11 protein-coding genes are annotated in these 13,580 nt (G+C 25.1%); 4 read left to right on the forward strand and 7 right to left on the reverse strand.

Annotated features, from left to right (window positions below):
- Positions 1-15: 15 nt before the first annotated feature.
- On the reverse strand, positions 16-1,989 hold the full coding sequence (locus tag H5J23_RS00190; RefSeq protein WP_185890237.1) for an LTA synthase family protein: 1,974 nt from the start codon (positions 1,987-1,989) through the stop codon (positions 16-18).
- Positions 1,990-2,176: 187 nt separating this feature from the next.
- Between H5J23_RS00190 and H5J23_RS00195 the strand changes: the two genes are divergently transcribed.
- Together H5J23_RS00195 and H5J23_RS00200 are read left to right on the forward strand one after the other, a co-directional pair.
- Positions 2,177-3,730 (forward strand): ABC-F family ATP-binding cassette domain-containing protein, encoded by a 1,554-nt coding sequence (locus tag H5J23_RS00195; RefSeq protein WP_023051612.1) that lies wholly within the window; start codon positions 2,177-2,179, stop codon positions 3,728-3,730.
- A gap of 148 nt (positions 3,731-3,878) precedes the next feature.
- Complete coding sequence (locus H5J23_RS00200; protein ID WP_156898026.1) at positions 3,879-4,055, forward strand: hypothetical protein; 177 nt, start codon at positions 3,879-3,881, stop codon at positions 4,053-4,055.
- A 37-nt stretch (positions 4,056-4,092) separates the two neighbouring features.
- On the opposite strand, the gene H5J23_RS00205 is transcribed toward H5J23_RS00200, so the two are convergent.
- From H5J23_RS00205 to H5J23_RS00230, 6 genes are all read right to left on the reverse strand, one after another.
- Positions 4,093-4,995 (reverse strand): multidrug resistance efflux transporter family protein, encoded by a 903-nt coding sequence (locus tag H5J23_RS00205; RefSeq protein ID WP_185890239.1) that lies wholly within the window; start codon positions 4,993-4,995, stop codon positions 4,093-4,095.
- A gap of 115 nt (positions 4,996-5,110) precedes the next feature.
- Positions 5,111-5,926, reverse strand: a complete 816-nt coding sequence (locus H5J23_RS00210) for a nitroreductase family protein (RefSeq protein ID WP_185890241.1) — start codon at positions 5,924-5,926, stop codon at positions 5,111-5,113.
- A 39-nt stretch (positions 5,927-5,965) separates the two neighbouring features.
- Positions 5,966-7,312, reverse strand: a complete 1,347-nt coding sequence (locus H5J23_RS00215) for a HAMP domain-containing sensor histidine kinase (protein WP_023051609.1) — start codon at positions 7,310-7,312, stop codon at positions 5,966-5,968.
- On the reverse strand, positions 7,293-7,952 hold the full coding sequence (locus H5J23_RS00220; protein ID WP_185890244.1) for a response regulator transcription factor: 660 nt from the start codon (positions 7,950-7,952) through the stop codon (positions 7,293-7,295). Before H5J23_RS00220 ends, H5J23_RS00215 begins: the two co-directional genes overlap by 20 nt.
- A gap of 80 nt (positions 7,953-8,032) precedes the next feature.
- Entirely contained in the window at positions 8,033-8,434 is a 402-nt protein-coding gene (locus tag H5J23_RS00225; protein ID WP_185890247.1) for a hypothetical protein, read from the reverse strand.
- A 103-nt stretch (positions 8,435-8,537) separates the two neighbouring features.
- Positions 8,538-9,965, reverse strand: a complete 1,428-nt coding sequence (locus tag H5J23_RS00230; RefSeq protein WP_023052417.1) for a helix-turn-helix domain-containing protein — start codon at positions 9,963-9,965, stop codon at positions 8,538-8,540.
- 334 nt (positions 9,966-10,299) lie between these two features.
- Between H5J23_RS00230 and H5J23_RS00235 the strand changes: the two genes are divergently transcribed.
- Both H5J23_RS00235 and H5J23_RS00240 read left to right on the forward strand, forming a co-directional pair.
- Entirely contained in the window at positions 10,300-12,471 is a 2,172-nt protein-coding gene (locus tag H5J23_RS00235; protein ID WP_185890250.1) for a TolC family protein, read from the forward strand.
- A 10-nt stretch (positions 12,472-12,481) separates the two neighbouring features.
- A complete protein-coding gene (locus H5J23_RS00240) occupies positions 12,482-13,579 on the forward strand; it encodes an efflux RND transporter periplasmic adaptor subunit (protein ID WP_185890253.1) in 1,098 nt (365 codons plus the stop codon).
- Position 13,580 lies beyond the last annotated feature (1 nt).

Raw genomic sequence — 13,580 nt, forward strand, 5'->3', positions numbered from 1 at the left:
AGAATTAATATTTTTTTAATCTGCAAAAGTTCCATTTTTTAATTGATATGTTTCTAGCTCTAAATAAGTTCTAGTAACTTGATGTAATTTATTTAAAAGGTCTCCTTCTTCTAAATATTCCCCTTTTTTCATATCAACAAGTTTTGGCTTAACTCCATCACCATCAATAAGAAGAAGATTGTCTTTTATTACTCCATAGAAATTATTTTGCACTATATAAGCATATGAACTCTCTTGAGAAACAGTAAAAAGATTTTTTCCCCAACTTGAATTTTTATAGGCTCCTCCTAAAACTCCCATTACAGTAGGAAGAATATCTACTTGAGATGATGTGATGTCTTTAATTTCAGGATTAAATATATTTCCTGGTGACCATAAAAGAAGTGGAATTTTAAAATTTTCCCAATTTAAATCAAAATTTGAATCTGTTTTAAATCCATGATCAGCTACAAAAACAAAAATTGTATTTTTAGCCCACTCTTGTTTCTTTACTTTTTCTATAAACTCTCCTAAAGCTATATCTGCAAAATGAAAGGCATTTAATCTGTTAGTCAATTCTCCAAACTCATTATTTTTAAAAAGTTTGTAATTTGAATCTATATCATATGGTGCATGATTGCTTAAAGTAAAAATTGTTGCAAAAAATGGCTTTTTTAAATTATTTAAATAATCGATAGTTTTTTCAAATAATTTATTATCTGGCACTCCCCATTTAATAGTTTTATCATCTTTTGAAAAATTTTTTTCGTCTATTATGTTATCCACGCCGTTTAGCTTTAAAAAACCAGCCATATTATCAAATTCAGCATCACCACCATATATAAATGATGTTTCATAACCTCTTTCTTTTAAAATTTTTGGTAACGAATAAAATGCCTTTTGACCTGCTGTAAATTCTTTAGTTACAGAAATTACTTTAGGCGACGGGTATGAAACTGTAACAGAAGCTACACCTCTATTAGACCTAGTTCCAGTAGCATAAAAATTATTAAATAAAACTCCCTCTTTTGCTAGTTTATTAAAATTAGGTGTTAAATCTATTTCAGCTCCTTGAGCTCCAATATATTTTGACATAAAACTTTCCATCAATACAATTACAACATTATAATTTTCCTGATTTTTTTTTGTATCTGTTATTCTTAGTAATGGATTTTTATCAGAAATATATTGTGCTTGTTGATCTTTTACTATTTCTCTTATATTATATTTAAGTTCATCTATTGAAAAAGTTCTTTCTAATGCTCGTCCTTTTCTTTGCTCTTTTTTTAAATTGTAATAAGATCTACCTAAAGAAAAAATAGGATTTATAGCAAATTGGTTCATATATGAATATTCTGAATAATATCCTCTTCCCCAGTCTAAAACTGCCTCTGAAAATCCACCTCTTGATGAAAATACTCCTAATGTTATAATGACTAAAATAGATACCATAGTCTTTAAATTCCCAAAGAAATCAAATCTTAAATTTATTTTTTCTAAATTTTTTTTAGTTAGCTTTATAAAGCCTATTGTTAAAATTAAAATAATTGATAAATTTGTTATAGGGTTATAGTCGTTTCCTGAAAAAAATGTAGCTACTATTTCATTCGTGTCTCCAAAGTAGTTTAAAATAGATGAATTAACATTAAATCCAAATTCTCTAAAATATTCAACATTTCCAAAACTTAAAGAACAAATGATTAAAAATAAAATACTAGTTGGGATTATGTAGATATTCTTTGCTACTCTATAATTTTTTTTATTTAGAATATAAAAAATTATAAATAAAAGTGATGTAATCACGGTGAAACTACCAATAATAGAGTTATCGAAAATCCATCCAACTTTAAATCCTTCATAAATTATTTCTTTTGGAATTTTTATTTCTTTCGGAAAAGTTCTATACAAAAAATAAATTCTACTGATTACCATCATAAAATAAAGATAGATATACTGCTTTATAAAAAATTTTAAAATTATAAAACAGTTATTTTGATTGTTTTTTAACATAAAATAAACCTCGCTCGTAATTAATTGAGTATAAATTTTAACATTTTTTTTATATTAATACAAGTTTTCTAGTCTTTCTTGAACTCTTGTAAAAAAGTATGTATCATTTATTTGAAAATCATGATAAAATTAGAGCATTGCGTATCGTAAAAAAAATATTAATTAAATATATTAGGAGTTAAATTTTATGAGTATTTTAGATGTTAAAAACGTAAGTCATGGATTTGGTTCTAGAGTTATTTTAGAAAATGCCTCTTTCAGACTTTTAAAAGGTGAACATGTTGGATTAGTAGGAGCCAACGGAGAAGGAAAATCTACATTTTTAAATATTATTACTGGTAAACTTATGCCTGATGAAGGGCAAGTCTCTTGGTGTAATCACATCACTACAGGATATCTTGATCAGTATAGTACTTTAGAAAAAGGAAAAACAATTAGAGATATCTTAAAATCTGCTTTTGCTCATATGTTTGAGTTAGAACAAGAAATTATGGATCTTTACACAAAAATGGGAGACTGTACTCCTGAAGAAATGGACATAATTTTAGAAGAAGTTGGAGAAATACAAAGTATCCTTGAAGGAGCAGATTTTTATAATTTAGATTCTAAAATTGAAGAGTACGCTGCTGGATTAGGTTTACTTGATATTGGTTTAGAAAGAGATGTTTCTGAACTTTCTGGTGGTCAAAGAGCTAAAATACTTTTAGCTAAAGTTTTATTAGAAAATCCTATGATTCTAATTTTAGACGAGCCTACAAACTTCCTAGATGAAGATCATATAACTTGGCTAAAAAATTTCTTAAAAAGTTATGAAAATGCTTTTATTTTAGTTTCACATGATATTCCATTTTTAAATGAAGTTACTAATGTTATCTATCATATTGAAAATGCAGTTTTAACTAGATATACTGGTGATTACTATTATTTTAGAGAGATGTATGAACTGAAAAAAAGACAAATAGAAGCAGCTTATAAGAAACAGCAAAAAGAAATTGCTCATCTAGAAGATTTTATAGCTAGAAATAAAGCTAGAGTTGCTACAACAAACCTAGCTAAAGATAGACAAAAAAAGTTAGACCGTATGGAAATTATCGAAATTGCTAGAGAAAAACCAAAACCAATTTTTGGATTTAAAACTGCACGTACACCATCTAGAGAGATTATTACTGTAAAAGATCTTGTTATTGGATATAACGAACCTTTAACAAAACCACTTAATTTTACAATAGAACGTAACCAAAAAATTGCTATAAAAGGTGTTAATGGTTTAGGTAAATCTACACTTTTAAATACAATTTTAAAAAGAATAAAATCTTTATCTGGAGAAATTGAACACGGACAATTCTTAGAAATTGGTTATTTTAAACAAGAAGAAGAAAGTTCTTCTATAACTGCTTTAGATGAATTTTGGAATGAATTCCCTGGATTAACTAATGCTGAAGTTAGAGCAGCTCTTGCTAGATGTGGTTTAACTACAGATCATATTACAAGTCAGATGCGTGTTTTATCTGGAGGAGAAAATGCAAAAGTTAGACTTGCTAAAATTATGAATCGTGAAATTAATTTCTTAATTCTAGACGAGCCTACAAATCACTTAGATGTAGATGCAAAAGAAGAGTTGAAAAGAGCAATTAAAGAATTTAACGGAACAGTATTAATGGTAAGCCATGAACCTGATTTCTATATGGATGTTGCTACTGAAATTTGGAATGTTGAAGATTGGACAACAAAAATAATTTAATATTAGATTTAATTTCGAAACTGCTAATAAAGTTTTTATTAGCAGTTTTTTTATTTAAAAAATTAAAAATAACTTGCATTTTTTCGCCTTTTAGTTTATAATTAATTTAAATTTGTAATAATTACAATTTTATAAAAGGAGGAAAATCATGAAATTATTAATAATAAGTTCAATATTATCTCTATCTTTAATGGCTTATTCTACTGAAAAAAATTTATTAGTTCCTGCCACTGGAACTTTAATGAAATATACTTCGCAAGATACAAAAACAAATTTTAAACCTGTTTCAGCTACTGGAACAATGTTTATTTACTCAAATAATTAATACTTACGCAAAAAAGCCCATTGAATAGATTAACTATTCAATGGGCTTTTTCTTTTAAAAAACTTCCAAAAATAATTCCAACAACTATTAAAATAATACCTACCATAGATAATATTGAAGGTAAATTATTACCTAGCAATAATCCTCCTATAATCGTAAATACTATTTCCGTAGCTTGAGTTGCTTCAATTACAGCCAATCTATTCGGACAATTTTTACTTAAATCTGTAGCTTTAAAAAATAATGTTGTCGCTATAACTCCAGAAAAAAGTGCAACTAATATTGAACTTAAAATTTGGTTATATTTTGGATATCCGCTTGAAAAAAAACCATAAATTGATACTATAATCCAAAAAGGAAGACTACAAAGGGTCATTCCAAAAACCCTTTGTAAAGCTGTCAATCTTTCTCCTACAAGATTCATCATCTTTCTATTTCCCAAAGGATATGCAAAAGCACCTATAAAAACTGGAATAATTCCCAAAAGTCCATTTTTAAAAGGAATTATTTTAAAATTTTCAAACTGTATAATAAATATTCCCAAAAGAATTATTAATGATAGTTTTAAAAATTTTATTGGAAGTCGATTTTTAGAAATAATGGGAGTCATTAAAGCTCCTGCTACTATTGTTATTTGCCATGTTGAAGCAACTAACCATCCTTCACCATAAGTTGATGCAAAGCATAAAGGTAAATAAAAAAATCCAAATCCTATTGTACTCCAAAATATCCATTCTTTTGGAAATTCTAAAATATGTTTGTATACTTCACTAACCTGCTTTTTAGTTAGTAATATTATAAATAAAATTATTAACATAAAAATATATCTAAGAGAAGCTGTCCATAAAAAATTTCCTTGAGTTGAACTAATGACCTCATTTAAAATAAATGTTAATGAAAAAAATAAAGCTGAAATAATACCTAGTATAAATCCTCTCATAAAACTCTCCTTTTTATTTTCATTATAACATATTTTATTTCAATATATCGAATTTTTATTAAAATAATAAAACTGTCAACAATTAAGTCGACAGTTTTATCTAAAAAATATTTTTTTATTTCCAAATAATGTTTGGAGCTTTTCTCGGAGCAGTTCTTGAATACTTTACATTTGGATATCCAATAACCATGCATGTGACTACAGTTTGTTTCTCTTCGATTCCTAAAAAATCTTTTATTCTAGAATTACCTTCACAAGCTCTTGTAAAAAATCCACTAAAAACAGTTCCTAATCCTAAGGCATCAACCATAAGCTTCATATTTGCTGAAGCTAATCCAGCATTTAAAGGATGCTCTGAAGTAACTACTATTAAAGCTGGTGCTTTAAAAAATAAATTATCTTCTCCTAAAGGATTTGTTATAAAATCATTATACATTTTTATCCACATTTTGGCATATCTCTTATATAAAGGATTTATTGAATTCTCTAAAATATATCCTCCTAAACTATTCAAAACTTCTAAAGTTATTTTTCTAACCTCTTGAATCTCTTCTTTTACTACTATATAGTTTACATTTTGTGCATTACTAGCTGTTTGTGTGAATCTTCCAGCTTCAATTATCTTTAAAAGCTTTTCGTTCTCTACATCCTTCTCCTTAAATTGTCTTATTGTTCTCTCAAATTTTATAAAATTTAAAAGATTATCAGGCTCAATAGTAAATTTTTCTTTATTATATTCAACTACATCATCCATACTATATTCATCTGTAGACACCGCTGCTACCGGGCATACGGCTACACAATGTCCACACTTAAAGCATGTCACATTTTTTATTACTGCCTTTCCTTCAACTAATTCAATATCTCGTACAAAACAATCTTTTACACACATTCCACAACCTATACATATTTTATCATTTACTTTAAACATTTTAAAAACGCTCCTTTCATAAATCTATTTTTTATTAAACTAATTATCTAATATTTTTAATTTTACTATAAATCTATTCTGATCTACTTTTATCTCATATTTTATTGATGCTAAATTTAAAGCTTTGGATACTATAGATAAGCCTAAACCCATTCCATCAAATTTAAAATCTTCGGCATTTTTGCCTCTTGAAAAAGGTTGAAGAAGTTTTTCAATCTCATTTCCAAGTTTTCCTTGAAAAGTATTCTCTATAACTAAGTAATTAAATTTTTGGAAAATCTTTACATCACCACCAATAATACTATATTTTAAAGCATTTTGGATTAAATTATTTAAAACTAATTTTATAATTCTTGAATCTCCAAGTACATTCTCTGTATCTAAATTTAGATTTATATTTATATCTCTTTCTAATTCAATTATATCGTATCTTTCCAAAGCTTCCTCTATAATTTTTTTTAAATTCACACTCTCATTTCTTAATCTAAAAACTGTACTATCTAATTTAGATAATATTAATAAATTTTCAATTAATTCTTTCATTTCATTTCCAACTTTTAAAATTATTTCATAATACTTTCTTTTCTCGTCTTCTTTAATTTCTTTATGCTCAAGGAGTGCTGTTGCATGAGTACAAATAACAGCAATTGGAGTTCTTAATTCATGAGAGGCATTTGATACAAATGATTTTAAATTAGATACTGATGTCGAAAGCTCTTTTGACATTTTTTCTAAATTTTTACTTAAATCTCCAATCTCATCATTTCTATTAATTTCAATATTTTCAGAAAAATCTAATTTTGAAATTTTTCTAGCCTTTTCATTTAAACATCCTATATCTTTTGTAATTCTTTTAGAAAATATTAATCCTGTTCCTAAAGATATAGCTAATGCTACTAATGCTGTCATAATATTAAATATGTTACTTTCATGACTATGCGCTTGAATAACCGATAAAGAAGTACTTACAAATATTCCACTATCTCTTGATAACTCCTCACCATAATATAAAATCTTAGCATCATTTCCTAATAACTCTTTATCTACAAATTTATTATACGGAATATTATCTATACTATCACTTCTTCTCATCATATGACTTCCCATCATACGACTCTTCTTAGAATTTTTTATATCTATATCTATTCCTTTAGATTCTTTTATATCATAGACATAATTTTCAAAATTATTTTCAGACTGTGTTTCGTAAACAATTTTTGCATTTTGTATAACTTTTAACATTAACTCTTTTTTTCTATAAATATAAAACTTCTCTAAGAAAATAGCATTAAAAGAATAATTTATTAAAATTGTTATCAACACTATAAAGAGTGAAAATCCAAATATTTTAGTAAAGAGGTTAAGTCTAATTTTTGCTAAATACATATCCTACACCTCTTATTGATTTTATATGTTCTCCATACACTCCCATTTTTTTTCTAAGACGAGTTACTAATGTATCTACCGCTCTCTCTTCTCCACTAAATTCAAAACCCCAAACTTCATTTAACAGTGTTTCTCTTGATAAAATTATATCTTGATTTCTAAAAAAATATTCTAAAAGTAACGTTTCTCTTTTTGACAATACTATTTCGTTATCTTCTACCATAATTTTAAAAGTATTATAGTCAAAACTTAACTTATCTAAATAAAAAAAACTATTATCCTCCATTTTCAAAAGTTTTTTTATTTTTAATATAATTACTTTTGTACTAATTGGTTTAGTTACATAATCATCAGCCCCTAGTTCTAACCCGTGAATCTCATCTAACTCTGTATCTCTAGCAGTCATTATAATTATAGGTGTTTTTGAGTATTGGCGAATTTCTTTACAAATATCCCAACCGTTTTTTTTAGGCAAATTTATATCAAGAAGAACCAATGCCGGAGAAAAAGAATAAAATTCATCTAAAGCTAAATCTCCTTGAGTTACTATTTTTATTTCAAATCCTTCATTTCCTAAACTTTTTCCTATTATATTTGCTAAATTGTGTTCATCTTCTATTATTAAAACTTTTTTTCTCATAAAAACTCCTTTTAACACAGTCCTTAAAATTTATTTTATTATACAATAAAAAGACGGGAATTCCCGTCTTTTATAATAAATTAATTTGTTTTCATTATATTCTGTTGCATTTTTGTCATGTGATTAGCTTTTATTTGATAAATCTCATTATTTAATTTTTCTACTTTTTTCATATCTGGATTTGTTGTATTCATTATTTTACTAATTTCTAATTGTTTCTCTTGAATTTTTATCATATCATCTTGCATCTGCTTTTTTAATTCTGGAGTCATATTCATCATACCCATTTTTCCCATCATATGATTTCCTCCATTTTGTTTATCCATCATTTTGCAACTCATATCTTTATTAGTCATTTCCATATTTGAAATATTCATATTATTTTTCATAAATCCATGATTCATATTCTCCATTGATGTATGTCCGTTTGCAAATGAAACTGCTGATATTACAAAAGCTCCTACTAATAATATTTTTTTCATAATCTTAACTCCTCTTTTTTAATTTATTTTTTATTTTATAAATTAATATTACCAAAGATTTGTTACAGAAATATGTCAAAATAAATATATTATTAAAACTCTATTATTTTTTTAAAAATCCATGTTTCTCCAGTTCGCAAACATTATTTAATATATACTTAAAATCCATCTTTATTGTTGGAACTTTTGTCTTTTTTATATTTATGTCATTTAAAGTTAATATGAAATCTATTTCATTTTCATTTTTTAAAAAATCTTTTAATTGATAATTATCCAATATCTTTAAAATGTTTACATAATAATTTCCTTTTATATATTTTAATAACATTTTTCCATAGATATGATTAAAAGAGTTATCTATTATTGCTATATTTTTTGGTTTTTTATGTTCTAAATCACTCATATCTACGCTATTTTTTATAAGTATAGTTAGATATATGATATCCTCTAAATAAAATTTAGGAATAATTTCTTTGATTACATTATTTATTTCTACATAGTATTTTTTATATTCTCTATCTAATTTATGTAGCTCTTTATGCTCTAAAAAATTTAATTCTGCTTTAAACTTTCCTATTCTTATCGCATTAGAAACTTGCATTAAAAAATCTTGTTCTTTTGGAATAGTTATATTTAATTTAAATTCAAGGTTTTTTAGAAATAAATTTACTTCATTCTCAATATTCATTGTATATCTTTCAATATCTAATGATAAAAGAAGTTCCGCTATTGTATCTAATTCGTATATTTTTAATTCCTCTAATCCATGAGTTTTTAAAAAATTTATAACTTTATTATAATATTTATTTTCTAATAAAACCTGAGAAGTTCTATATTTCTCGTATGAACATGGAAAATTAATCTCTCTAAATGAATGAATCAAAATTATTGAAACAATTTTAAAAAAATCTTCTGGTGGAAGGGAAATATTCATTTTATTTATTAGATTTAAAACTATCTTTTTAGCTAGACTTACCTCTTTTTTAGAAAAAATGCTGTTAATCAAATTAATAAATAAATTATGACAACTATCTCTTTCTACAAAATACTTAGTTAAATAACTTGCAAATAAAAATCTTATATCTATTTCATTTCCAATAAGAAAAACTCCTTTTGAAGGTAAACTTTCTAATTTAAGGTTATACTTTATTAAATATTCTTTTATTCTTTCTAAATCATAGTTTAACGTTCTTCTTGTGATATCTAATTCAATAAAACTATTACTTAATATCACTTTATTAGTAAAAAAAAGTTTTAATAAAATATAGTCTCTTCTTTCAATAGGACTAAAAGGTGCATGTGATAATAAATCTTTTATTTTTAAAATTTCTTTCTCGTCGATATAAAAAATTTCATCCTCTTTCAGTATTCCATTTATATTATGGTTGTGTAAAAAACTATTTACTGTATTTATATTCATTGTTATTGATCTTTTCTTTATTTTTAGAACTGTTTCTAACTCTGAATAACTGTATCTCTTTAAACTTAAAAACAGATTTAAAATATTCAATGATTTTTTATTTAAAAACATTTTTAGATAACACTTTTAGCTTTATTTTTCTATATTAAATTGCTAAAAGTAAATCCTTTCACCCCTCTTCTTTAATTTTTTTACTCTTACTTAATGATAATTAAATAAAGATATGCTTAAAGAAAAGAATTCTTCAAAACATATCTTATCAAATTTATCATATTTAAAATTTTAATAATATATATGTCTTAATAGTATATCATTTTTCTCATATAAATAGAAGAACTTTTAATTATGCAATACAGTACATTTTTTTTAGTATTTCTTTGCAAATATACAAACATTAAATTTAAAGTATATAATATTTAGTCAAATTTAAATTTAGGAGGATACTGTGATCAAAGTTTTATTTTTATTACTTATAATGAATATTTCTATTTTTTCTAAAACACTCAATACTGCAGTTATTTTAGAAAATAATGATGAAATGTCAAATACTTACTTAAATATTCTAAAAGATGAACTAACTAAAAATTTTGCTGGTACTAATTTTCAGCCGAATATATTAAAAGTTCTATATGTTGATAATCAAAATCTAGAAAATCAACTAAATTCTATTAATTTAGATAATAAAATTGATAGTCTTTTTATTTTAACTGATACTTCTATCGATAAAATAAAAAATTTAAGCAAAAATAAATTTTATTCTGCACCTTTAGGTTTTGGAAAAAATTTAGAAAAATTATCAAATAATTTAAATTATGTCTACAGTGATTTAGATTTAAAAAACTATCTTCAAATCTTTAATAATGTAAATGGAGTAAATGAAATCGATATTTTTATTTCAAATATAAGTGAAGCAAACATTACTAACTTATCTAAAAATATTAATATAAACAATTTAAAAATTAATATATATAAAACTGACGAAAAGAAAATAAAAGAAAGTAAAAATCCTATATTTTTAATATCGTTCAATGAAAATTTTAATAAATATGCTTATGTTGGTATTGATATGAAAAAAGAGTTTTCAAAACGTATTAGAGCTGCATCATTAAATTATATGCTTTATAAAACTAACAATAGATTGGGTAAAGTAGTTGAAGTCAATGAACCCAGAGAAAATATCTTTTTTAATGGAGATGTAGCTAACAAACTTGGACTATATCCAAATCTTATTTTTTTACAAAATATTTCGAATTTGAAAATATCTGAAAAAGATAGAATTAAACTTACATTAAAAAATGCAGTTGAAAGAGCATTAAATTCAAATTTTTCACTTTTAAAATCTAAACAAGATTTAGAAACTAGTTCTTATAATGTGAAAATTTCTAATAGTTCAAGATTACCTCAGTTAAATGCAAATGTGCAATATAATGCTATTGATAAAAGAACAAGTAATTTTAAGATGGGAGCTCCTACAAATAGTGTAAACTCATATTTAGAACTTTCTCAAGTTATTTTCAATGATCAACTTAATGCTTCTGTTCAAATTGAAAAACTTGCACTTGATTCTAGTAGAAAACAATATGAACAGACAAAGTTAAATATTTTATATTATACAGCATCTACTTATGTCAATATACTTCAATTAAATGCTCAACTAGATATTCAAAAAAGCAACTATGCTCTTTTAAAAGAAAGTTTAGAAGTTGCTAAATTAAATTATAAAGTAGGTGCTGGCGGTCTTCAAGATGTCTATAGACTTGAATCTGATGTTGCAAGTTCCCTAGCTAATATAGCTAATATCGGAAGTGAAATCAAAAATCAAGAGATTTATCTAAACACTCTTTTAAACTTACCACCAGATAATAGTTATAATTATGAGTCATTAAAAGATGTATCTACTTATTTTGTTTTAAGTGATTCATTCAATAAAAATTTTTCATATGGATCTGATAGATCTAAAAAGATAGAAACTTTTCTTGTTCAAGGAGCTATTTCAAATTCTAACTCTTTAGCATCTTTAAATAATAATATAAAAGCTAAAGAAAGAGAACTATCCGCTAATAAAAGAGAACGATTTTTACCAAAAGTTTCTGCAGCAGGAAAATATTATAAAGACAATATGATTACACCATGGGGAGAAAATTCTAATAAAAAATTCCCAGATGAATATTGGGAAGCTGGAATAGTTGCAACATTACCCCTTATTTCTGGTGGTGAAATATATTATAACTCTAAAAAAATAGAAAGTGAAATTCAATCTTTAGAATATTCTTGGGCAGATTCAAAAAATAATTTAGTTCAGCAAGTTTTACAAACTTATACTGAACTTTTAAGTAATTATGTTCAAAATTATTCAACTTCAACTTCTGCAACTGTAGCTAAGAAAAATTTAGATATAGTACGAAATCTTTACTCTGAAGGTACAATTACTGTTACAGATTTACTTTCGGCACAAAATAATGCACTTTCTCAAGAATTAAATAATGTTATTCAAAATTTTAATCTAATTAATTCAGCATTAAAATTAGAAAATCTTTATGGTAAATCGTCAATTACAATGACTTCTGATGAAAAATTACAAATATTAAATAATTTAAACGAAGTACTAGAAAAATAGGAGGCTCACATTGAAAAATAAATTTTTAATTTTTTTACTAACACTATCAGTTTTAGCTTGTGGTAAAAAAGAAAGTAATAATAAAAATGAAAATATAAAACCAGTTGTTTATGAAGTTGTAGGTTCGAAAGAAAATTCAGTTAAAAGAACATACTCTGGAACTATTAGATCAGAAGCTCTGTCAAATCTAAGTTTTAGAGTTTCTGGAACTATAAATAAAAGAATTGCTGATTTAGGAGATACTGTAAAAAAAGGTGAAATTTTAGCAACATTAGATAATACTGAGTATGTGCTAAACTACGAAAAAGCTTTAGCAGATTTAGCCAAAGGACAAGCTTCTTTTGCAGAAACAGAAGCTAATTATAAAAGGTCTCAGATTCTTTATTTGGAAAATAGTATTTCTAAAGCATCTTATGATAGCGCTATAGCTCAATATAAATCTGCTTTTTCTACTGTAAATGCCTTAAAAGAAGCTTTAAATTTAGCTAAGTTAAAACTTAGTTACACACAATTAAAAGCACCAGAAAATGGAACTATTGGACAAGTTAAAAGTGAAGTTAATCAAATTGTTAGTCCTGAGACTACTATTTTTATCTTAAATAGTGATGGTGATAGAAGTGTTGAATTTAATGTTTCACAATCTATCGTTGGGAAATTAAAACAAGGACAAATTGTTAATATTACTATATCATCTCTAAATAATAAAAAAATAGATGGAGTTATAACTAATATTGGAACTCTTTCAACTGGTTATGGAAGTACATACCCTGTTAAAGCTAAATTAAACGATGCTAATTCCTCAGATATAAAAGTTGGAATGATTGCTAATATATCTTTAAATACATTAGAAGAGGATGAAAATATAATCTCTCTTCCTTTAAGTTCTATCATTACAGGCCCTAGTAACGAAAAATATGTTTATGTTGTTACAGATGTTGTAAATAATATTGGTATTTCTAAAAAACAAAAAGTAGAAGTTTTAAATACTCCAACATCAAATGGAATTATTATAACATCTGGCTTAAGTCACGGGGACTTTGTAATAACAAAAGGAAGTAATCAAGTGTTAGAAAACCAAAAAGTTTCTTTAATAAAAGGTGAGATGTAAT

It is taken from the genome of Cetobacterium sp. 2G large (genome assembly GCF_014250655.1).
GTDB lineage: Bacteria > Fusobacteriota > Fusobacteriia > Fusobacteriales > Fusobacteriaceae > Cetobacterium_A > Cetobacterium_A somerae.